The sequence below is a fragment of the Luteibacter sp. 329MFSha genome, assembly GCF_900111665.1.
Lineage (GTDB): Bacteria > Pseudomonadota > Gammaproteobacteria > Xanthomonadales > Rhodanobacteraceae > Luteibacter.
On the sequence record NZ_FOJE01000002.1, the window covers coordinates 333,336 to 355,282 of the forward strand.

The 21,947-nt window shown below is 67.6% G+C and carries 18 protein-coding genes; 10 read left to right on the forward strand and 8 right to left on the reverse strand.

All coding sequences use genetic code 11. From position 1 onward, the window contains the following. The 8 genes from ftsW (at nucleotide 1) to lpxC (ending at nucleotide 9,267) form a co-directional block, all read left to right on the forward strand. The gene (gene ftsW / locus BMW54_RS12755; protein ID WP_090056533.1) at nucleotides 1-1,224 is read left to right on the forward strand and encodes a putative lipid II flippase FtsW; all 1,224 of its coding nucleotides are present in this window, start codon (nucleotides 1-3) and stop codon (nucleotides 1,222-1,224) included. Then, the gene (gene murG / locus BMW54_RS12760; protein WP_090056536.1) at nucleotides 1,221-2,315 is read left to right on the forward strand and encodes an undecaprenyldiphospho-muramoylpentapeptide beta-N-acetylglucosaminyltransferase; all 1,095 of its coding nucleotides are present in this window, start codon (nucleotides 1,221-1,223) and stop codon (nucleotides 2,313-2,315) included. The genes ftsW and murG overlap by 4 nt, the downstream gene beginning before the upstream one ends. After that, on the forward strand, nucleotides 2,312-3,754 hold the full coding sequence (gene murC / locus BMW54_RS12765; RefSeq protein WP_090056537.1) for a UDP-N-acetylmuramate--L-alanine ligase: 1,443 nt from the start codon (nucleotides 2,312-2,314) through the stop codon (nucleotides 3,752-3,754). Before murG ends, murC begins: the two co-directional genes overlap by 4 nt. Further along, entirely contained in the window at nucleotides 3,751-4,725 is a 975-nt protein-coding gene (locus BMW54_RS12770) for a D-alanine--D-alanine ligase (RefSeq protein ID WP_090056540.1), read from the forward strand. Before murC ends, BMW54_RS12770 begins: the two co-directional genes overlap by 4 nt. Beyond that, the gene (locus tag BMW54_RS12775; RefSeq protein WP_090056542.1) at nucleotides 4,722-5,462 is read left to right on the forward strand and encodes a cell division protein FtsQ/DivIB; all 741 of its coding nucleotides are present in this window, start codon (nucleotides 4,722-4,724) and stop codon (nucleotides 5,460-5,462) included. Before BMW54_RS12770 ends, BMW54_RS12775 begins: the two co-directional genes overlap by 4 nt. A gap of 8 nt (nucleotides 5,463-5,470) precedes the next feature. Beyond that, entirely contained in the window at nucleotides 5,471-6,706 is a 1,236-nt protein-coding gene (gene ftsA, locus BMW54_RS12780; protein WP_090056544.1) for a cell division protein FtsA, read from the forward strand. 136 nt (nucleotides 6,707-6,842) lie between these two features. After that, nucleotides 6,843-8,027 (forward strand): cell division protein FtsZ, encoded by a 1,185-nt coding sequence (gene ftsZ / locus BMW54_RS12785; RefSeq protein ID WP_090056547.1) that lies wholly within the window; start codon nucleotides 6,843-6,845, stop codon nucleotides 8,025-8,027. Between the two features lie 328 nt (nucleotides 8,028-8,355). Next, complete coding sequence (gene lpxC, locus BMW54_RS12790; protein WP_090056549.1) at nucleotides 8,356-9,267, forward strand: UDP-3-O-acyl-N-acetylglucosamine deacetylase; 912 nt, start codon at nucleotides 8,356-8,358, stop codon at nucleotides 9,265-9,267. A gap of 586 nt (nucleotides 9,268-9,853) precedes the next feature. Here the strand turns inward: lpxC and BMW54_RS12795 are convergent. Next, nucleotides 9,854-10,312 carry a DciA family protein gene (locus tag BMW54_RS12795; protein WP_090056551.1) on the reverse strand — a complete coding sequence of 153 codons (459 nt, stop codon included), beginning with the start codon at nucleotides 10,310-10,312 and terminating at the stop codon, nucleotides 9,854-9,856. Nucleotides 10,313-10,345: 33 nt separating this feature from the next. Between BMW54_RS12795 and BMW54_RS12800 the strand changes: the two genes are divergently transcribed. Then, nucleotides 10,346-11,284 (forward strand): M23 family metallopeptidase, encoded by a 939-nt coding sequence (locus BMW54_RS12800; RefSeq protein WP_090056553.1) that lies wholly within the window; start codon nucleotides 10,346-10,348, stop codon nucleotides 11,282-11,284. A 130-nt stretch (nucleotides 11,285-11,414) separates the two neighbouring features. Further along, nucleotides 11,415-14,129: a preprotein translocase subunit SecA gene (gene secA, locus BMW54_RS12805; protein ID WP_090056555.1), complete on the forward strand. Its 2,715-nt coding sequence runs from the start codon at nucleotides 11,415-11,417 to the stop codon at nucleotides 14,127-14,129. Nucleotides 14,130-14,165: 36 nt separating this feature from the next. Here the strand turns inward: secA and BMW54_RS12810 are convergent, their stop codons facing one another. From BMW54_RS12810 to BMW54_RS12840, 7 genes are all read right to left on the reverse strand, one after another. After that, entirely contained in the window at nucleotides 14,166-15,017 is an 852-nt protein-coding gene (locus tag BMW54_RS12810; RefSeq protein ID WP_090056557.1) for a symmetrical bis(5'-nucleosyl)-tetraphosphatase, read from the reverse strand. A gap of 57 nt (nucleotides 15,018-15,074) precedes the next feature. Beyond that, entirely contained in the window at nucleotides 15,075-15,458 is a 384-nt protein-coding gene (gene apaG / locus BMW54_RS12815) for a Co2+/Mg2+ efflux protein ApaG (protein WP_090056559.1), read from the reverse strand. 52 nt (nucleotides 15,459-15,510) lie between these two features. Next, nucleotides 15,511-16,290, reverse strand: a complete 780-nt coding sequence (rsmA, locus tag BMW54_RS12820) for a 16S rRNA (adenine(1518)-N(6)/adenine(1519)-N(6))-dimethyltransferase RsmA (RefSeq protein WP_090056561.1) — start codon at nucleotides 16,288-16,290, stop codon at nucleotides 15,511-15,513. Continuing rightward, nucleotides 16,287-17,282 (reverse strand): 4-hydroxythreonine-4-phosphate dehydrogenase PdxA, encoded by a 996-nt coding sequence (gene pdxA, locus BMW54_RS12825; RefSeq protein WP_090056563.1) that lies wholly within the window; start codon nucleotides 17,280-17,282, stop codon nucleotides 16,287-16,289. The genes rsmA and pdxA overlap by 4 nt, the downstream gene beginning before the upstream one ends. A gap of 8 nt (nucleotides 17,283-17,290) precedes the next feature. Continuing rightward, nucleotides 17,291-18,661, reverse strand: a complete 1,371-nt coding sequence (locus tag BMW54_RS12830; protein WP_090056565.1) for a peptidylprolyl isomerase — start codon at nucleotides 18,659-18,661, stop codon at nucleotides 17,291-17,293. A 30-nt stretch (nucleotides 18,662-18,691) separates the two neighbouring features. Beyond that, a complete protein-coding gene (lptD, locus tag BMW54_RS12835) occupies nucleotides 18,692-21,193 on the reverse strand; it encodes an LPS-assembly protein LptD (RefSeq protein ID WP_254779322.1) in 2,502 nt (833 codons plus the stop codon). Nucleotides 21,194-21,356: 163 nt separating this feature from the next. Continuing rightward, entirely contained in the window at nucleotides 21,357-21,917 is a 561-nt protein-coding gene (locus BMW54_RS12840) for a cob(I)yrinic acid a,c-diamide adenosyltransferase (RefSeq protein ID WP_090056570.1), read from the reverse strand. Between the last annotated feature and the right edge of the window lie 30 nt (nucleotides 21,918-21,947).

A 21,947-nucleotide genomic window follows, 5' to 3' on the forward strand; every position in this document is an offset into this window, starting at 1 on the left:
ATGTTCGGCTTCGGCAACAAGCAGGCGAAACGCCGCCAGGGCCCGCGGGGAAGCTTCGATCTCCCGCTGCTCGTGGCCGCGCTGTCGCTGGCCGCCCTGGGCGTCGTGATGGTCACGTCGAGCTCGATCGCCGTGGCCGACGGCTCGCACCAGGGCGCGTTCTACTACCTCAAGCGCCACCTCGTCTTCCTCGTGCTCGGCGCGTGCCTCGCGGGCGCCGCGATGCGCACGGAGCTGAAGACGCTCGAGAAGCACAGCTTCCTGCTCCTGCTGATCGGCATCATCATGCTGCTGATGGTGTTCCTGCCGGTCTTCGGCATGCGCATCAACGGTGCGCGTCGCTGGGTCAACCTGCTGGTGACGAGCTTCCAGCCCGTCGAGGCGGTGAAGCTGATCCTCGTGGCGTACCTGGCGAGCTATCTCGTGCGTCATCGCGAGGGCGTCGAGTACGAACTGTTCGGCGTGGTGAAGCCCGTGGGCGTCGCTGGCTTCATCGTGCTGCTGCTCCTCGCGCAGCCCGACTTCGGCTCGGCCGCGCTGGTGGTCGCCACCACGGTGGGCATGGTCTGGCTGGCCGGCGCGCGCATGCGCAACCTGCTGCTGCTCGGCACGCCGCTGGTTCCCGCGCTCATCTACGCGGCGACCGCCGAGGACTACCGCATCAAGCGACTGACGTCGTTCCTCGATCCGTGGAAGGACCCGTTCAACGACGGCTTCCAGCTCACGCAGGCGCTGATCGCGGTGGGCCGCGGCGAGTGGACGGGCGTGGGCCTGGGATCCAGCGTGCAGAAGCTGTTCTATCTCCCGGAAGCGCACACCGACTTCATCCTCGCCGTGCTCGCCGAGGAACTCGGCCTGGCGGGGATCATGCTGGTGATCTTCCTCTACGTGGTGCTGGTCGGCCGCGGCCTCTACATGGGCCTCAAGGGCGTCGAACTCGGACACCGCTTCTCCGGTTACGTCGCCTACGGCATCTCGCTGATGATGGGTTTCCAGGCGATGGTCTCCATCGGCGTGAACCTGGGCGTGCTGCCGACCAAGGGCCTCACTCTGCCGCTGATCAGCTCGGGCGGTTCGTCCGTGCTGATGACCTGCGCGATGGTCGGCGTGCTCCTGCGCGCGACGTTCGAGATCAACCGCGCCGAGGACGCGCGCCAGACCGCCGTGCGCATGCCGGCGAGCGCGGTGCCCGATTCGGCGGCCCCCGCGGGCGGTGTCGCATGAGCGGCCCCGTGCTGATCATGGCCGGCGGTACGGGCGGCCACATCTTCCCGGGTCTCGCCGTCGCCGACGAGCTGCGCTCGCGCGGCGTGCCCGTCGCCTGGCTGGGTGCCGAGGGCGGCATGGAGACCCGCGTCGTGCCGGCGCATGGCCTCGACCTGCACACGGTGTCCGTCGGTGGCCTGCGCGGCAAGGGCATGAAGACCCGCGTGCAGGCCCCCTTCATGCTCGCCCGCGCGCTGCTCGACTCGCTCAGACTGCTGCGCAAGCTCCGTCCGCGCTGCGTGATCTCGATGGGTGGCTACGTCGCCGGCCCCGCCGGTGTCGCCGCGCGACTGGCCGGTATTCCGCTCGTCGTGCACGAGCAGAACGCCGTCGCCGGTTTCACCAACCGCAAGCTGGCCGGGTTCGCCAAGATGGTGCTGACGGGCTTTCCGAACGTCCTGCCGAACGGCGAATGGGTCGGCAACCCGGTGCGCGCCCGCATCGCCGCGCTGCCGCCTCCGGCGGAGCGCTTCGCGGGGCGCGACGGCCGCGCGCGCATCCTCGTGCTGGGCGGCAGCCTCGGCGCGCGCACGCTGAACCTGATCGTGCCCAAGGCCCTCGCTCACCTGCGGGCCAATCCCGACCTCGACACCCTCGATCCGGAAGTGGTGCACCAGACGGGCGAGCGTGGGCTCGAGGAAGCCAACGCCGCGTACACCGAGGCGGGCGTGGCGGCGACCATCGTGCCCTTCATCGAGGACATGGCCGGCGCGTACGCGTGGGCGGACATCGTCGTGTGCCGGGCCGGTGCTCTGACGGTCGCCGAACTCTGCGCGGCGGGTCTCGAAGCGCTGCTGGTGCCGTTCCCGCACGCGGTCGACGATCACCAGACGGTGAACGCGCGCGCCATGGTCAACGCCGGCGGCGCGCGCATCGCGACCGACGCCATGCTCAACGCACCCGGGGCGCACGAAGCGCTCGCGCTCGTCCTGTTCGACATGCTGCTGGATCGCCAGCGCATCCTTTCCGCGGCCAATGCGTCCCGCACGCTGGCCAAGCCCGACGCAGCAGCAACGATTGCCCGTCACTGCATGGAGGTTTCCGCATGACGCCCGGTCGTTTGCGCGCCCACGAAGATTTCATGACCTCGTTCCGCCGTGTCCACTTCATCGGCGTCGGCGGCGTCGGCATGAGCGGTATCGCCGAGGTGCTGTGCAACCTCGGTTACAGCGTGTCCGGCTCCGACCGGGCGCCGTCGCCGACCACCGACCGCCTCACCAGCCTCGGTGTCGAGGTGCACATCGGTCACGAAGCCTCGAACGTCGACGGCGCGGACGTGATCGTCACGTCGAGCGCGATCCGCCAGGACAATCCGGAACTCGTCGCCGCGCGCGCCGCGCGCATTCCCGTGGTGCCGCGCGCCGAAATGCTCGGCGAGCTGATGCGCTTCCGCCGCGGCATCGCGATCGCCGGCACGCACGGCAAGACCACCACCACCAGCCTCGTCGCCAGCGTGCTGGCCGAGGCGGACTACGATCCGACGTTCGTGATCGGCGGCCAGCTCAACGCGGCCGGCGCGAACGCGCGACTCGGCACCGGCCAGTACCTGGTGGCGGAAGCGGACGAATCGGACGGCTCGTTCCTGATGCTGTCGCCGGTGATCGCGGTGGTGACCAACATCGACGCGGACCACCTCGAGAACTACAACAACGACTTCGCGCAGGTGAAGAAGGCGTTCGGCGATTTCCTGCATCGCCTGCCGTTCTACGGCATGGCCGTGCTCTGCATCGACGACGAGGAAACCGCGAAGCTGGCGCAGGACACTTCGCGCCGCATGCTGACCTACGGTATCGACAAGCCGGGTGCCGACGTCTCGGCCTCGAACGTCCGCCAGGTCGGTTTCGAGATGCATTTCGACCTGCACCTGCCGGGCATGGCGGGCACGCTGCCCGTGACGCTCAACCTGCCGGGTCGCCACAACGTGCAGAACGCGCTGGCCGCGGCCGCCGTGGGCTGGCAGCTCGGCGTCGACGCGGAATCCATCGCCCGCGCGCTCGCGCGCTTCGAAGGCGTCGGTCGCCGCTTCCACCGTCGCGGCGAAATCGCGCTCGACCAGGGCCATGCGCTGCTCGTCGACGATTACGGTCATCACCCGCGCGAGCTGGCCGCCGTGTTCGCCGCCGCCCGCGGCGGTTGGCCGGATCGCCGCCTCGTCGTCGCGTTCCAGCCGCACCGCTACAGCCGCACGCGCGACCTGCTCGACGATTTCGCGAACGTGCTGGCCGAGGTCGACGTGCTGGTGCTGACCGAGGTGTATCCCGCCGGCGAAGCGCCGATCGCGGGCGCGGACGGCCGCTCGCTCGCGCGCGCCATCCGCGCGCGCGGCAAGACCGACCCGGTGCTGGTCGACCACCCGCGCGACCTGCGCGCCACGCTGCCCGCGCTCGCGCGCGACGGCGACCTGATCCTGCTGCTCGGCGCCGGCGACATCGGCGCGGCGGCCATCGAGCTGGCGAACGCCGGCAACCTGAGGACCCCGAACCGATGAGCACCACCCGTTTCCCGCGCCTGGTCACCGACGCCGCCGATTTCGGCCGCGTGGCCGTGGTCATGGGCGGAAACTCGGCCGAGCGCGAGGTTTCGCTCAATTCCGGCCAGGGCGTGCTGGACGCGCTGCGCGCCAGCGGCGTCGACGCCCATGCGATCGACGGCATTCCCGCCCTGCTCGACGCGGTGCGCGCCGGCCACTTCGCGCGCGTGTTCAACATCCTGCACGGCGCGGGCGGCGAGAACGGCGAGCTCCAGGGCGCGCTGCAGTCGCTCGGTGTTCCGTACACGGGGTCGGGCGTGCTCGGCTCGGCGCTGTCGCTGGACAAGGTGCGCGCGAAGCAGGTGTGGATCGCGCTCGGCCTGCCCACGCCGAAGTTCAAAGCGCTGCCGCGCGGTGCCGACGTGCATGCCGCGGCGCGCGAGATCGGTTTCCCGCTGATCGTGAAGCCGGCCTGGGAAGGTTCCAGCGTGGGCATCACGCGGGTGTTCGACGAAGCGGGCCTCGACGCCGCCGTGGAACTGGCGCGCCGCTATCCGGGCGACCTGCTGATGGAAACGCTGATCGAAGGCGACGCGAACGAGGGCGGCGAATTCACCGTCGGCGTGCTCGGCCGCGAAGTGCTGCCGACCATCAGGATCGTGCCGAACAGCGCCTACTACGACTACAACGCCAAGTACATCGCCGACGACACGCGCTACATCGTGCCCGGCCTGGACGGTGCCGCCGAGGACGAGATGCGCGCACTCGCGCTGCGCGCGTTCGACGCGCTGGACTGCTTCGGCTGGGGGCGCGTCGACATCATGCGCGACCGCCACGGCAGGAACTGGCTGCTCGAGGTCAACACGGCGCCGGGCATGACCTCGCACTCGCTCGTCCCGAAAGCCGCGGCCGTCGCGGGCCTCGATTACCAGGCGCTGTGCTGGCGCGTCCTCGAAACGTCCATGCAGCGGGAGGGTGCGAAGGCATGAAGGGAGCCGCCGCCACGCGAATCGTCGCCTGGGGTATCGCCATCACGCTGGTGGCGCTGCCCGTGGTCGGCGTGATGCAGGGCTGGTTCGCCGCCGGCCGCTGGCCGGTGACGCAGCTGAAGGTCGAGGCGGAGTTCGCGCACGTCAGCGCCGAGCAGATCCGCAGCGCCGTGCTGCCGCGTCTGGGCAAGGGCTTCTTCGCCACCGATCTGGAAGACGTGCGCAAGGCGATCGGTTCGCTGCCGTGGGTGGAGTCGGTGGAAGTGCGCAAGCGCTGGCCCGACACGCTGCTGGTGCGGATCTACGAACGCCAGCCGTTCGCGCGCTGGAACGAGGATCGCCTGATCAGCCGCCAGGGCCTCGTCTTCGAGGCGCCCGGCGCCGACCAGATGGGCGACCTGCCGCGCCTGCGCGGTCCGGACTCGCGCCTCGCCGAAGTGGTCAGCTTCTACGCGCAGGCGCGCAAGGCGTTCGAAGGCCGTACCGGCCTGTCGATCGTCGGCGTCAGCCTGAGCGATCGCGGCAGCTGGAGCGCCACGACGGACAGCGGCGCCGAGATCGTGATCGGCGACCGCGACCAGGCCGATCGTCGCCTCGCGCGCTTCCTCGACGTCTACCCCCAACTCGTCGCGGGCCGGCACGGCGGTTTCGCCTATGCCGACCTGCGTTACACCAACGGATTCGCCATCCGGTGGCCGGAACCGGAAACCACGGCCACACCCAAGGTCGGAACCTGAGCTAAACCATGAGAAACAAGAACGACAAGCAGCTCGTCGTCGGCCTCGACATCGGAACGTCGAAGGTCGTCGCCATCGTCGGCGAGTACGAGCCGGGCGAACCGATCGAGGTGATCGGCATCGGCACGCACGTCTCGCGCGGCATGAAGCGCGGCTCGGTGGTGGACATCGAATCGACCGTGCATTCCATCCAGCGCGCGGTGGAGGAAGCCGAGCTGATGGCGGGCTGCGACATCCGCTCGGTGTACGCCTCGATCTCGGGCAGCCACCTCGAGACACGCAACTCGCACGGCACCGCGGCGATCCGCGACCGCGAGGTGATGTCGGCCGATCTCGAGCAGGTGCTCGAAGCCGCGAGCGCCGTCGCGATCCCGGCCGACCGCAAGGTGCTCTACAAGGAATCGCAGGAATACCGCATCGACGGACAGGACGGCATCCGCCATCCGGTCGGCATGAGCGGCGTGCGCCTCGAGGCCAGCGTGCACCTGGTCACCGGCGCCGCCAGCGCGGTGCAGAACATCTCCAAGTGCATCCAGCGTTGCGGCCTTTCGGTCGACGAGCTGGTGCCCGCCGCCGTCGCCAGCGCGAAGGCCGTGCTGACGGAGGACGAGCTCGAGCTCGGCGTGTGCCTCGTCGACATCGGTGCCGGCACGACGGACATCGCCATCTACACGCAGGGTGCGATCCGCTACACGAAGTCGCTGCCGGTCGGCGGCGACCAGGTGACGAACGACATCGCGTACGGCGTGCACACACCGACCGCTCACGCGGAAGAGATCAAAATCAAATACGCGTGTGCGCTCGCCCAGCTCGCGCACGCGGAAGAAACCATCCAGGTGCCGAGCGTCGGCGACCGTCCGCCGCGCCGTCTCGCGCGACAGGCGCTCGCGCAGTCGGTGCAGGCGCGCTACGAGGAAATCTTCGAGATGGTGCAGGACGAACTGCGCCGCTCTGGATACGAGAGCCTCGTCGCCGCGGGCATCGTGCTGACGGGTGGCGCCTCGCGCATGGAAGGCGCGCTCGAACTCGCGGAGGAGATCTTCCACAAGATGGTCCGCATCGGCGTGCCACAGCACGTCTCGGGCCTGGGCGACGTCGTGTCCAGCGAGCTGCATTCGACCGGCGTGGGCCTGCTGCTGCACGGCTCGCGTTCGAGCGGCGGCGCGCGGCACACGGGTTCCGCGGTCGGCAACGTGGGCAGCGTGGTGGAGAAGTTCCGGAGCTGGTTCACCAAGAATTTCTGAGTTTCGCTTCACCGGATAGTCGGTGCCCGACGGAAGGGGGGCGCCGGGGCAAGAGGAAGGCCCGCAACCCGCGGCCGACAGGAGTCGGACTCGGGACATAAACCAAAAAAAACCAAAGTTCTGCGGAGGACGGGAAATGTTCGAACTGATCGAAAAACTGGCACCGAATGCGGTCATCAAGGTCATCGGCGTGGGCGGTGGCGGCGGTAACGCCGTGGCCCACATGGTCAACTCCAACATCGAGGGCGTCGAATTCGTCGTCGCCAACACCGATGCGCAGGCCATGAAGAGCTGCGGCTCGCGCACGCACCTGCAGCTCGGCGGCAACGTCACCAAGGGCCTCGGCGCCGGCGCGAATCCGGAAGTCGGCCGCCAGGCCGCGCTGGAAGACCGCGAGCGCATCGAGGAAATGCTCGAAGGCGCCGACATGGTGTTCATCACCGCCGGCATGGGCGGTGGCACGGGTACCGGCGCCGCGCCGGTCGTCGCGCAGCTGGCGAAGGAGAAGGGCATCCTGACGGTCGCCGTCGTGACCAAGCCGTTCCCGTTCGAAGGCCGCCGTCGCATGCAGGTCGCCCTCAAGGGTATCGAGGACCTCTCGCAGCACGTCGATTCGCTGATCACCGTGCCGAACGAGAAGCTGCTCTCGGTGCTGGGTCGCGAAGTGACGCTGCTGAACGCCTTCAAGGCGGCCAACGACGTCCTCCAGGGCGCGGTCCAGGGCATCGCCGACCTGATCACGGCCCCGGGCCTGATCAACGTCGACTTCGCCGACGTCCGCACCGTCATGAGCGAGATGGGCATGGCGATGATGGGCTCGGGCACCGCCCGCGGCGACGATCGCGCCCAGGCCGCCGCCGAGTCGGCGATCAACAACCCGCTGCTCGAGGACGTCAACCTGGCCGGTGCCTGCGGCATCCTGGTCAACGTCACCGCCGGTCCGAACCTGACCATGCGCGAATTCGACGAGATCGGTCGCGTGATCCACGACTTCGCCTCGGAAGACGCCACGGTCGTGATCGGCACCTCGCTCGATCCGGAAATGCAGGACGACGTCCGCGTGACGGTCGTGGCCACGGGCCTGAACCGCGGTGTCGCGGCGAAGCAGCCGATCCGCCCGCCGGTCCAGCAGCAGGTCGAGATGCGTCAGCGTCCGCGCCCGGTCGTGCTGCGCACGGGCACCGGTAACGAGGTCGTCGACTACGCGCAGGCCGATGCCGTGCCGTCGGTCCGTACCGAGCAGGCGGCCCCGCAGAAGAACGCGGAGCCGGCGATCGACTACCTCGACATCCCGGCCTTCCTGCGTCGCCAGGCCGACTGATCCAAAGACACGCCAGGGCACGTTAAGGAAAACGTGCGGACGATCCTGCAGGACGCGAGGATCGACAGGCGTTCCGCCGCCGCTCCCGTCCGGGCGGCGGAACGCCTCCGTGTCCCCTCCGGAAAAGCTGCAAGTGATATCAATTACTTGCAAGTGCTTGACTCGGCCCGCATTTCAGTCGCAAGCGGAATGAGAACGGGTCGCGGCCGATGCTGAAGGGATAGTGAAAGGAATCGTGAACTGTACTGTCTGGTTTGTTTATTCCGAGGTTAAGACTGTGTTAGCATGTCGGTTACTTTAGGCTGCTGCCAACAAGGTTTGACCCAACATGATCAAGCAGCGCACGCTCAAGAACATCATTCGCGCCACGGGCGTCGGTCTCCACACCGGCGACAAGGTGTACATGACGCTTCGTCCGGCGGCGCCGAACACGGGCATCGTGTTCCGCCGTACCGACCTCAATCCGCCGGTCGAGCTCAAGTCTCGTCCGGAAAACGTGGGCGACACGCGACTGTCGACCACGCTGATCCATGGCGACGTCCGCGTCTCGACGGTTGAGCATCTGCTCTCGGCGATGGCCGGTCTCGGCATCGACAACGCGTACGTCGACCTTTCCGCGCCGGAAGTGCCCATCATGGATGGCAGCGCGGGTCCGTTCGTGTTCCTGATCCAGTCCGCCGGCATCGAGGAACAGGATGCCGCCAAGCGTTTCATCCGCATCAAGAAGCCGGTGATCGTGCAGGACGGCGACAAGTGGGCCAAGCTCGAGCCGTTCGACGGCTTCAAGGTCGGCTTCTCCGTCGAGTTCGACCATCCGCTGTTCAACAAGCGCAATTCGCAGGCCGAGATGGATTTCTCGACGACGTCGTTCGTCAAGGAAGTCAGCCGCGCCCGCACGTTCGGTTTCATGCGCGACATCGAGATGCTCCGCGAGCGGAATCTCACGCTCGGTGGTTCGATGGACAACGCCGTGGTGCTCGACGACTACCGCGTGCTCAACGAAGACGGCCTCCGTTACGACAACGAGTTCGTCAAGCACAAGATCCTGGACGCCATCGGCGACATCTACATGCTGGGCCACAGCCTGATCGGCGCGTACTCCGCGCACAAGTCGGGCCACGAGCTCAACAACAAGCTGCTCCGCAGCCTCATGGCCGACGTGACGGCGTGGGAAGAGGTCAGCTTCAAGGATCCGGCCAAGGCGCCGATCTCCTACGCCCACCCCGCCCAGGCGGTGTAAGGCGAGGCCCGCCACGGCGGGTCGACGCGATACGAAGAAGGCCGCGAGCGATCGCGGCCTTTTTCATTGTGGCGGGCTCGGCTGCGCCTCCGCGTTGCGGCCCGGGCGCGCCCGGCATTGCCGCGACGTGGGGCAGCGTCGTCGCACCGGCGCACGCCGGTGCCCACCGCCTCGGTCTGGGGCTCAGGCGACGGCGTCGCATCGGTGTGCGTTTCGGCGTGCCCGACAAAGCCGATGTGGCCGCGACGCGAACACCGAACGCACCGCGGTGGATCCCGGTTTTCACCGGGATGACGGTGAGGCGGGCAGGCGAGCTCGTCGCACCGGCGCAACGCCGGTGCCCACCGCCTCGGTCTGGGGCTCAGGCGACGGCGTCGCATCGATGTGCGTCTCCGCGTGCCGCCAGAAGCCGATGTGGCCGCGGCGCGGATCCCGGTTACCGGGATGACGGTGAGGAACGGCCCGAAACCAGGATGAAATTTACGTGCATTTTCGGTGCTCGCGCGGTCGACGCGTGCTATAAAGTTCGCCGGTCTCGTGATCCGTGGGTACTGACGGATCGTGAAGAGCCTTTGCAACTATAGGATTAATCTGAATTTTCGGCCTGGGAGGCCAGTTTGAGGAACAGATCCCGCAACGTGGGGTCGGAGAGTGACGCCGCGGCGGCTCGCAGATGGCGAGCGGCCGAGGTGGAAAGCGGCTTGTGCCAGTCGGGGACGACTTCCTCGGGTGGCAGGGGGGCCACTTTCACGGCAACCGAGTGGGCCTGTGCGCCGATGGCGCGGGCGGCTTCGAGGATCTGCGCCTGATAGAGGCGCACCCGGGAAGCCCAGGCCGACGAGGGCGCAAGGAAGACCAGCCTGCCGTCGCGCAGGTCCGCGAAACGGACCTGGTCGCGTAACGGGACGGGCAAGGTCGCGCGCAGCTGACGATCAAGCCGGTCGAGTTCGCGGGCCCGTTGGGCCAGCGAGGCGACGGGCCCGAAGTCGGCGATGGACTTCAGTCCATTCGTCGAGCGGCGGGTGGGCTTGGGCGGCGGTGGCATGGACCGGCTGATGACTTATTCGATGTGGAACGTATGCAGATCATACTTGTATCGCGCGGCCTGAAAGGGCCCAAAACGCTCGACCTGACCTGCCGGCGCCTGCGCTGCAAGGCCGTGGCGTTCGCCCTGGCGGGCGTCGTCGGTATCGCGGGCCTCGGTGCCGCGGTCGCGATGGCCGTGGCCAGCCCGAACCATCGCGCCCTGGGCACCATCGGCAATCTTGAGCGCCAGGTGGGCGACCAGGACGCCCGCGTCGCCGAGGTGAAGCGGCAGGCGCAGCGCGACCTGGACGCGCTGGCGGTGAAACTCGGCCAGCTGCAGGCGCAGTCGACGCGGCTTAACGCCCTTGGCGAGCGCCTGACGCAGGTCGGCAAGCTCGACGATGGCGAATTCGACTTCGACGAGGAGCCCGGGCAGGGCGGCCCCGAGCTCACCAGCGGCACCGAGGCGCCGGCGTTCTCGCTGCCGGCGGCGCTCGACAAGAGCATCGACCAGCTCTCGACCCGTTTCGACACCCAGCAGGCGCAGCTCGAAGCGCTGCGCGACATGCTCATGGACCGCAACATCGAGTCGAGCCTGCGCCCCACCGGCATGCCGGTGAACGGGTACATCTCCTCTTACTTCGGCGGGCGCCCCGATCCGTTCAGCGGTCATGCCGCCCGGCACACGGGGATCGACATCGCCGCGCCGAAGGGTACGCCGGTGACCGCGGTCGCTGAAGGGATGGTCACCTTCGCGGGTCAGCGCAGCGGCTATGGCGACGTCGTCGAAATCGACCACGGCAACGGCTACATGACGCGCTACGCCCACAACAGCGCCCTCGTCGCCACGCCCGGCCAGCGCGTGCGGGTGGGCGACGTGATCGCGAAGGCCGGCTCCACGGGCCGCTCGACGGGGTCGCACGTGCATTTCGAGGTCTGGTACCGCGACCGCGTGGTCAATCCGCTGGCGTACGTGAAGAGCCACCGCTAGCGCGGGCTTGAATACCCGCCGGGCCGCCGCCACCCCGAGGAAAGCCGGGGACGCCCGTAGTATGATCGTCCCTTCGTGCCGGCCGGCCATGGCCGCCCGGCAACCCTTTCGTACCAGATCCGGATGATCGATGTTCAATCGTGCCCTGACGAGTATTTTCGGCAGCCGTAACGAGCGTGTGCTGCGCGACCTCTCCAAGACGGTCAAGCGCATCAATGCCCTCGAGCCGGAATTCGAGAAGCTTTCCGACGACGCCCTGCGCGGGAAGACCGAGGAATTCCGCCAGCGCCTCGCGGCCGGTGAGACCCTCGACAAACTGCTGCCCGAAGCTTTCGCGGTCACCCGCGAGGGCGCGAAGCGCGTGCTCGGCATGCGCCACTACGACGTCCAGATGATCGGCGGCATGGTGCTGCACTCCGGCCGCATCGCCGAGATGCGCACGGGTGAGGGCAAGACCCTCGTCGGCACGCTGCCGGTGTACCTGAACGCGCTGGAGGGCAAGGGCGTCCATGTCGTCACGGTCAACGACTACCTGGCGCGCCGCGACTCGGCCCAGATGGGCAAGCTCTACAACTTCCTCGGCCTCACGGTCGGCGTCGTTTACCCGGGCATGGACCACGCCGACAAGCACAGCGCCTACCGCGCCGACATCACGTACGGCACGAACAACGAGTTCGGATTCGACTACCTGCGCGACAACATGGCGCTCAGCAAGGACCAGCGCAATCAGCGCGGCCTGCACTACGCCATCGTCGACGAGGTCGACTCCATCCTGATCGACGAGGCGCGCACGCCGCTGATCATCTCCGGTCCGGCCGAGGATTCCCCGCAGCTGTACATCGCGGTGAACAAGGTCGTGCCGCGCCTCACGCGGCAGGAGAAGGAAGACGCGCCGGGCGATTACCTGGTCGACGAGAAGCAGAAGCAGGTCCACATGTCCGAAGAGGGCATGGAGCACGCCGAGCAGCTGCTTCGCGAGGCCGGCGTCATCGAACCCGACAGCGGCCTGTACGACTCGAAGAACCTCGCCGTCGTCCACCACATGAACGCGGCGCTGCGCGCGAACGCGATCTACCAGCGCGACGTCGATTACATCGTGCGCGACGGCGAAGTGATCATCGTCGACGAGTTCACCGGCCGCACGCTGGCCGGCCGTCGCTGGTCCGACGGCCTGCACCAGGCGGTCGAGGCGAAGGAAGGCGTGCCCATCCAGCGCGAAAACCAGACGCTGGCGACGGTCACGTTCCAGAACCTGTTCCGCATGTACAAGAAGCTGGCCGGCATGACTGGTACGGCCGACACGGAAGCCTACGAGTTCCAGTCGGTGTACGGCCTGGAAGTGGTGGTGATCCCGACGCACAAGCCGATGGTCCGCGTCGACAACCCCGACTCCGTGTTCCTCGGGCCCGAGGCGAAATACAAGGCCGTCATCGCCGACATCAAGGCGTGCCATGAGCGCGGCCAGCCCGTGCTGGTCGGTACCGCGTCGATCGACGTGTCCGAGCTCGTGTCCAACCTGCTCCGCCAGGAGCGCATCCCGCACGAAGTGCTCAACGCGAAGCAGCACGAGCGCGAGGCGCACATCGTGGCGCAGGCCGGTGCACCCGGCGCCGTCACGATCGCGACCAACATGGCGGGCCGCGGCACGGACATCGTGCTGGGCGGCAGCCTCGAGGCCGCGCTCGCCGCGCTGCCCGAGGGCGCTTCCGACGCCGATCGCCAGAAGGTGCGCGACGACTGGAAGCAGCGTCACGAGCAGGTGCTCGCCGCGGGTGGCCTGCACATCATCGGTACCGAGCGTCACGAGTCCCGCCGTATCGACAACCAGCTGCGCGGCCGTTCGGGTCGCCAGGGCGATCCGGGTTCCTCGCGCTTCTATCTTTCGCTTCAGGACAACCTGATGCGCATCTTCGGCGGCGAGCGCATCGGCCGCTGGATGCAGATGTTCGGCATGAAGGAAGACGAGGCGCTCGAAGACCGCCTGATCACGCGCCAGATCGAGAAGGTCCAGCGCAAGGTCGAGCAGCACAACTTCGACATCCGCAAGAACCTCCTCGATTTCGACGACGTCGCGAACGACCAGCGCAAGGTCATCTACGCGCAGCGCGACGAGCTGCTGGAAGCCGAGGACATCTCCGACATGGTCCGCGACATCCGCCAGGACGTCGTGGAGGCGCTCGTGCGCAAGTACGTGCCGGCGGAAAGCATCGACGACCAGTGGGATATCCCCGCGCTCGATCGTGAGCTCGCGAGCGAGCTCAACCTTCGCCTCGACCTCCCGCACTGGGTGGAAGGCCAGAAGGAAGTGGACGCCGAAGGCATCCTCGAACACGTGCGCGAGTCGGTGGACGCGATGTTCGCGGACAAGGAAGCCCAGGTTGGTGCCGAGACCATGCGTTCGCTCGAGAAGCACGTGATGCTCTCGGTGGTGGACAACGCGTGGAAGGAGCACCTCGCCAGCATGGATTACCTGCGCCAGGGCATCTATCTGCGCGGTTACGCGCAGAAGCAGCCGAAGCAGGAGTTCAAGCGCGAGTCGTTCGAGCTGTTCTCCGAGATGCTCGACCGCATCAAGGCCGAGGTCGTGCAGATGCTTGCGCGCATCCGTATCCGCAGCGAGGAAGAAGTCGCCGCGATGGAAGCCGAACAGCAGCGCGCCGCCGAAGCCCAGCGCCTGCAGTTCCAGCACGCGGATGCGCAGGCGCTCGGCCAGGGCGGTGAAGAGGCCGCGGCGGATCGCGTGGCGGCACCGGTGCTGAGCGATGGGCCGAAGGTCGGTCGGAACGACCCTTGCCCCTGCGGTTCGGGCAAGAAGTTCAAGCACTGCCACGGTCAGCTGACCTGATACGAAAAACCCGCCGAAAGGCGGGTTTTTTTTGGCTCAGTCGCCGCCGCCCTTGGGCTTCTGGCGGAACGACTCCGCCTGCACCGTGATGTATTGCGGCTCCTCGGCATCCAGGCGCATGGCCGTGAGTTGGCCGCCCCAGACGCAGCCGGTGTCGATGGCGTGCACCCCGAGGCCCGCGAAGCGACCGAGTGCCGACCAGTGGCCGCAGACGATCTTCGTTTCGCGTCGACGCATGCCGGGGACTTCGAACCACGGATACATGCCGGGCTTCTGCGTGCCCGGCACGCCCTTGCCCTCGAAGTCGATGCGGCCATTGACGTCGCAGTAGCGCATGCGCGTCAGCGTGTTGATGGTGGCGCGATGGCGCTCGACGCCTTGAAGGCGGTTGTTCCAGCCCGGCGGACGGTTGCCGAAGAGGTTCTTCAGCAGGCGCTGGTGGCGCGGGCCGCCGAGCTCGCGTTCGACCTCGAGCGCGGCGCGCTGCGCCTGGCGGAGCGTCCACATCGGTGCGAGACCGGCGTGGACCATCGTCCAGCCCAGTTCCTCGTCATGGTGCAGCAGCTTCTGCATGCGCAGCCATTCGAGCAGGACCGGCGCGTCGTCGGCGAAGAGCACCTCGCGCAGCTCGGGGTTGACGCGCGCCTGCGCATCCTCGCGGCGCTGGCCGATCGCGAGCAGCGAGAGGTCGTGGTTGCCGAGCGTGATGACGACCTGCTCGCGCAACGAGTGGATCAGTCGCAGCGTGGCGAGCGACTCGCCGCCACGGTTGACCAGGTCTCCACAGAACCACAGCCGGTCGCTCGCCGGGTCGAAGCGAATCTTCTCCAGCAGGCGCTGAAGTTCCGGGTAGCAACCCTGGACGTCGCCGATCGCGTAGACGGCCATCAGTCGAGTTGCTCCGTGATGCCGTTCCCGGCGTGCGCGCTATCCATGGCTTCGATCCTAGTGGAGCGTGCGCGGGATCGAAAGCACGAACGCGGGAATCGGCGCGTCGAAGGGCGTGCCATCGTCGGCGATCATGCTGTAGGTGCCTTCCATGGTGCCGACCGCGGTCTCGAGGACGGCCCCCGAGGTGTATTCGAAGGTGTCGCCGGGTCGCATCCACGGCTGTTCGCCGACGACGCCATCGCCGCGCACTTCCTCGACCTTGCCGTTGGCGTCGGTGATCACCCAGTGCCGCGTGAGCAGCTGGGCGCCGGTCTCACCGGCATTGCGCAGCGTGATCGTATAGGCGAACACGTAGCGGTTGTCGGTCGGCTGCGATTGGTCGGGAACGAATCGGGTTTCGACCTCCACGTCGATCGTGTAGGGATGTTTGGAGTTCATGCGCCGATTGTCGGGGACGGGGAGGGGGTGGGCAAGTATGCCCTGAACGGCGTCACATCGCGTTCGCGAGTTTCACGAAGTCCGCGGGGGCGAGGGTCTCGGCACGGGCGCGAGGATCGATGCCCAGGCCACGGATCGTGGCCTCGTCGACCAGACCCTTGAGCGTGTTCGACAGCGTCTTGCGGCGCATGGCGAAGGCGGCCTTGACGACGCGGTGGATCTTTTCGGGATCGCCCACGGGCAGCTGCTCGGGCGGCAGGGGCACGAGACGGACGACGGCCGAATCCACCTTCGGCGGCGGACGGAACGCGCCCGGCGGCACCGTGAACAGGGGCGTGACCTTGCAGGCGAGCTGGAGCATCACGCTCAGCCGACCGTAGACCTTGCTGCCGGGCTCGGCGGCCATGCGGTCGACGACCTCTTTCTGCAGCATGAAGTGCATGTCCTGGATGGCGGACGCGTGCTCCACGCAGTGGAAGAGGATGGGGCTCGAAATGTAATAGGGCAGGTTGCCGGCGATCCGCAGCTTCTCCGCGCCGAGTTCGCGCGCCAGGGCGCTGAAATCGACCTTGAGGACGTCCGAGTGCACGATGCGCAGGTCGCCGATCGCGGCGGCGCGTTCCTGCAGCCCGGGGATGAGGTCGGTGTCGAGTTCGATCGCTGTCATGGTCTTCGCGACGGCGAGCAGCGGCATCGTCATCGCGCCTTCGCCCGGGCCGATCTCGACGACCGTGTCGCCATCCTTCGGTGCGATCGACGAGACGATGCGCTCGATGTAGCGCTTCTCGTGCAGGAAGTGCTGGCCGAAACTCTTCTTGGGGCGTGCGTTCATGACGATGTGCGGTGCCGTGCGAGATCGATGGCGAGGCGCGTGGCCGCGAACAGGCTGGCGGGATCCGCCTTGCCGGTGCCCGCGAGATCCAGCGCCGTGCCGTGGTCGACCGAGGTGCGGATGAAGGGCAGGCCCAGCGTCACGTTGACGGTGCGGTCGAACGCCTCGCTCTTGAGCACGGGCAGGGCCTGGTCGTGGTACATCGCGAGCACGGCATCGTAACGATCGCGCATCGCCGGCACGAACGCGGTGTCGGCGGGCATTGGTCCGAGCAGGTCCATGCCTTCGGCGCGCAGGCGTTCCATGAGCGGAATGATGGTGTCGAGTTCCTCGCGGCCCATGTGCCCGCCCTCGCCCGCGTGCGGGTTCAGGCCGAGCACCGCGATGCGCGGATGCGGGATGCCGAACAACGACATCAGCGAGCCGGCGACGATCCGCAGCGTGCGTTCGAGCAGATCGGGCGTCACGGCGGACGGCACGGCCGACAAGGGCAGATGGGTCGTGGCGAGCGTCACCCGGAGCTCCGGGCTCGCGAGCATCATCACCACCTCCGCACCCGCGCGCTCCGCGAAGAATTCCGTGTGGCCGCTGAAGGCGACGCCGCCTTCGTTGATGCTGGACTTCTGGACGGGCCCCGTGACCACCGCGTCGAAATCGCCCGACAGGCAACCGTCCGCGGCCAGCGCGAGCATGTCGAGCACGTGTCGCGCGTTGCGCGGGTCGGGAAGGCCCGGTCGCTCGCTGGCGCCCAGCGGAACATGACGCAAACGAATGCTGCCGCCGGGACGGCGCGGAATGCGCGTGCCGTCGTCGTCGACTATCTCGATGTCGACACCACACGAGGCTGCCGCGCGCCGGAGGAGGTCGCGGTCGGTGATCGCCACCAGGTCGGCCGCGATGTCGCTGGCGGCCAGGCGGACGAGCAGCTCGGGCCCCACCCCGGCAGGCTCACCGGCGGTGACGGCGAGCCTTGGCAGGGTGGTCGCGTTCATCGGGGCGGTTACGGCGTGGCCGACGCCTGCTTGTCGTCCGGATCCTTCAGCTCGGGAACGCGGATGTCCACGAACGAGCTGGAGCGCAGTTCACGCAGGTAGTTCTCGTAGGCTTCGTCGGCCTTGCGGTTGCCGATGGCCTGGCGGGCCTGATTGCGCTGCGATTCTTCCGTGACGTCGCTCTGGCGGGTGCCGAGGAGCTGCAGCACGATCCAGCCGGCGTCCGTCTGGAACGGCTTCGAGACTTCGTTTTCCTTCAGCCCCGCGACCTGGGTGGCGATGGCCTGGCCCCAGGCGTCCTTCTGGAACCAGCCCATGTCACCGCCGGCGTTCGCCGTGGTGTTGTCCTTGGAGTCGTCCTTCGCGAGCTTGGCGAAGTCTTCCTTCTTGTCGACGATGCGCGTGTAGAGGTCCTGCGCCTTCTTCTCGGCCTGTTCCGGGGTGACGACTTCGGACGGCTTGATGAGGATCTGACGGGCGTGGTACTCGGTGACGACCTGGCGACCCGGCTCGCGGGTCTCCACGAGCTTCAGGATCTGGAAGCCCGTGGGGCCGCGGAGGATCGAGGTGGTCTCGCCGGCCTTAAGCGACGCGACCGCGTCGGCGAACGCCGGCGGCACTTCGTCGAGGCGGCGCCAGCCCAGATCGCCGCCGTCCAGCGCGTCGGGCGCGTCGGAGTAACGGATGGCCGCGGCGTTGAAATCCATGCCGCCCTTGACCGCCTTGAGGGCCTCCTCGGCCTTGGCCTGCGCCTGCGCGATGTCCTGGGCGCTGGCGCCGTCCGGCGTGCCGACCTGGATGTGGGCGAGATGCGCTTCGCCGGCCTTGTACGTCGGGCTGGCGAGCAGGTTGTTCACTTCGGCGTCGGTCACCGTGACCTGGTCGCGGACCACGCTTTCATGCAGGCGCTGGGCGATGATCTGATCGGACAGCTGCTGGCGGAACGCCGCGTAGCTGTAGCCGTCCTGCTCGACCGCCGCGCGCAGCTGATCGAGGCTCATCTTGTTCTGCTGGGCCACGTTGCCCGCCGCCTGGTCGATTTCCTGGTCGGAGACGTGGATGTTCTGATCGTTCGCGCGCTGTACCTGGAGCTTCATGAGGATCAGGCGGTCGAGCACCTGACGGTCCAGCACGTTCTCAGGCGGAAGCTGGCCCTTGTTCGATGCGTACTGACGCTTGATGGCGTTGACGGCTTCGTCGAGCTCGCTCTGCAGGATGACGTCCTCTTCCACGACCGCGACGATGCGGTCGATCGAGCCGTTGCCCGAGCCCGTCCCGCCGCCCGACGGCTGGGCCGACGGCATCAGCTGGGCGTGGGCGGAAGGCACGGCCACCAGGATGGAGGCGGCGAGCAGGGAGTACGCGAGGATCTGCTTCATCGAATAGGGAGCCCGGGGCGCCTGCCCCACTTATTGATAGCCAAGGATAGCACGCCGCAGGTACTGGCCCGACTGGGGGTTGAGCGAGCCGACACCCTTGAATTCGACCTCGAACATGATGGCGTTGTCCGTGGCGCGGAGGTAATCGTGCACGTAATGCCGCCCCAGGACGCGGATGGCCACGCAGCAGCTGTTGTACTCGATGCCGGCGGCGGCCTCCAGCGTGCGATGGGAGTACGTGAAGGTGCCATTGCCGAACTGGTTGGGCAGGACGTCGCGACGGGCGAAGACCCAGCGCGCGAGTGCCCTCCAGCGTTCCGAGACGGGATAGACCACCGACGTGTCGAATTGTTCCATCACGTTCCGGCGGTACCGGTACGAGAAGTTGAGGATGCCGTCGCCCTTGATCCGGCGCTGGACCTGGACCGTGGCCAGGTCGGTGTCGCGGCCCTGGTAGAACGGCTGGTTGCGCTCGTTGGGCAGTGGGCTCTGCACCTTGTTCGGGTTCCACTGGTACGAACTGTTCAGACGCCACTTGTCGTTGAACTGGACGCCCAGCTGGGCCACGTAGTCGGAGCGCTCGAAATCGGTCTGCGGCGTGCCGAACATCTGGACGCGCTGATCGCTGAAGTACTTGATCTGGCCGATGCTGGCCGACAGCCGTTCCACGCCGCTGTCGTCGAGCAGGCGGGTGGTCAGCGCCGCGGTCAGGTTGTTCGCGTCCTGCTGGCGGTCGGCGCCCGAGAAGCGGTTCGTCGAGAACAGCTGCCAGAAGTCGAACGACATGACGTTGGTGTCGAACGCCGGCAGGTCGTCCTGGTTCCGGTACGGCACGTACAGGTAGTACAGGCGCGGCTCGAGGGTCTGGGTGTAGCTGTTGCCGAACAGGCTGGTCTGGCGGTCGAAGATCAGCCCGGCGTCGACGCTGGTGATCGGCACGGAGCGCGAGGGGCTCTGCTTCGTGTAATTGAACGTCCGGTAGTCCGAATCGAGGCGGTAACCCGTGTAGCGGTATTCCACGCGCGGCCGGACGAACCAGGATGCTCCCGAGAAGTCGGCGGCGAGGTAAGGGGCGAGGTCGATGCGATTGCCGTCGACCTGTCCGCGTCCGTTGAGGCGGTCGAACGGCGCGCGATCGGTCTTGCGGAACGCCACGGCTTCGGAATCGATGCCCGCGTCGAGCCAGCTGTTGACCGGTGCCTCGAGGTTGAACGTGGCGCGCGGCCAGCGACGGTAGGGCTCCACGTAGTTGTTCAGGCCGGCGTCGACGTTCTGGTAGTCGTCGGCACCGATGGCCGCGCTCCAGTACTTGCCGCCCGTGCTCACGTACGCGCTCGACGAGAGCAGGCCGATCGCGGAGCTGTAGAGATCGTTGCTGAAGTCGCGGAAATACTGGTTGTCGGACACCCGGTTGATGTTCGCCGAGAAGTTCCAGCCCTTCGCGATCGTGGTCGAGTTGGTCAGCTGCAGCAGCCAGCGCCTGGTCGAACCGTCGCGGTCGCTCGTGCCGCTCTCGTCGTCGTCCGGACCCTTGTCGTGCGCCATGTACTGGAAGTCGACCGTACCGTTCGAACGTGGCAGCAGGTAGCGGAACTCACCACCGAGCATGGGGCCGCGATCGGAGTAGTAACCCGGGGTGATCGTCGCGTCGTAGTTCGGCGCGAGGTTCAGGTAGTAAGGCAGGTTGAGGAACGTGCCGGAGCGGGTCGACGAGCCGAACGTGGGATACAGGAAGCCGCTCTTGCGGCGGTCGTCCAGCGGGAAAGTGAAGTACGGCAGGTACATGAACGGCACGCCGCGGTAGCGCATGGTCGCGCTGCGCGCTTCGCCGACGCCCGTCTCCTTGTTCAGGTTCATCTTCTTCGCGCGAAATTCCCACTGGCGGCTGCCGACGTCGCACGTGGAGTACGTCGCGTCCGTGAAGCGGCCGTGCTGCGGATCGAGCACCTTGGCATGGTCGGCCACGCCGTTGCCGCGCGACTGCAGCAGCTGGTACTGGACGTTATAGGCGTCGCCCTGGTTCGGGGTGGTCGTACCCGTGATCCGGTCGGCGCGCAGCAGCATGCCGGCTTCCTGGTAGCGCACGTTGCCCTTGGCGTCGTACGCCGTGGAATCGGCGTTGTACGTGGCGTCCTCGGCCTGCATCACCTGGTCGGCGCGCACGAGGCGCACGCCGCTGGTCAGGTGATAGAGGTTCGGTTCCGGCGTTTCCACCTTCACGCCGGTGGTGGCGTTGATGTTGGACGTGATGTCGGTGATGGACGTCTCGCGCAGCGAGGTGTCCTTCGTGATCGACGGATCGTAGAAGTCGAGCATCGCGTTCGGGCGGCAGAGCGCGTAGCTCACCGGTCGCGGCGGGCAGACGAACGAGCCCAGGGGGCAGGTTTCGGCGGCCACGGGGGCGTTGGCGCGGGATTCCCCCTGCGTCGGCGCGGCCTGCGCGGAGACCTCGCAGGCGCCTCCCGTGACGATGAGGGCGACGGCGGTCGCCAGCAGGCGGCGTTTAGGCAGGATGCTGATGCGTGACGTCACAGGCTCGGTCTTGTCCGTTCGAAAGGCCGCCAACTTAGCAGAATCGCCAACCCCACCGCACGATGGCACGTCGCCCATGAGCATCTTCCCCAGGAGGGCGCGACGTCGATCGCCGCACCGGCACGGGGAGCTTACACCGGCCGGGGCGGGGCCAGGCTTGGCGTTATCCGCGCGGACGCCGCTCGTGCTGCCAGAGGACCTCGCCGTGCCCGCTGCGGCGCGCGAGCACGCGCGCCATCACGAAGAGCAGGTCCGAGAGGCGGTTGAGGTAGCGCTGCGCCTCCGGACGGACCGTTTCGACCCGCGCGAGCGCGACCACCTCGCGCTCGGCGCGGCGGCAGATCGTCCGCGCCAGGTGGCAGGTGGCGGCCGCCATGCCGCCGCCCGGGAGGATGAAGTCCTTCAGGGCCGGAAGATCGGCGTTGAAGCCATCGAGCACGGCCTCCAGGCGATCGATGTCCCGGGCCTCGACCATCGCCATCCCCGGAATGCACAGCTCGCCGCCCAGGTCGAACAGCTCGTGCTGGATCTGCGCCAGCGCTTCGCGGATGTCCTCGTCGACGCCATCGGCGGCCATGACCATGCCGATGCAGCTGTTCAGTTCGTCGACGGTGCCATAGGCGCCGACCCGCAGGGAGTCCTTGCCGGTGCGGGAGCCGTCGCCGAGGCCGGTGCTGCCGTCGTCGCCCGTGCGCGTGTAGATCTTCGAAAGTCGGTTACCCATCGCGCCATTCTAGGGCCTGCACCTCCACTG